General features: G+C 34.1%; 1 pseudogene. It reads left to right on the top strand.

Features of this window, described 5'->3' with window-relative positions:
* Positions 1–399, top strand: a pseudogene (locus VB691_RS09495) (hypothetical protein); the annotation flags it as partial.

Here is a 399-nt window from a genome sequence, read left to right on the forward strand (position 1 = left end):
GTTATCCTAATAGTCCTGATAACTATGTTGTGGGAACAAATAATACCACGACAGTCAATATTATTGATCATATACCAGGGTTAGCAGTCAACATCAACGAAACAATTCAAACTAACTCCATTGAAACCTATGGAGATGCTTCCGTCTTAAATGGGAAATCTCTACCTCAAGATACTCCCCAAGCAATTGTTACTTATAATGACAACGGAAACGAAGTACAAATTGAAAATAATGGCTGGAAACAATTTGCTCTTGGTAATTATAATATTACGAAGAATAGCATCTTAAACTTTGAATTCCGTAGTACCAGTCAAGCAGAAATTCAAGGAATTGGTTTTGACAAGAATGATAATGTTTTTGATAATACCAATACCCTCTTTCAACTCTATGGTACTCAAA

This window comes from Crocosphaera sp. XPORK-15E (genome assembly GCF_034931425.1).
Taxonomy (GTDB): domain Bacteria; phylum Cyanobacteriota; class Cyanobacteriia; order Cyanobacteriales; family Microcystaceae; genus UHCC-0190.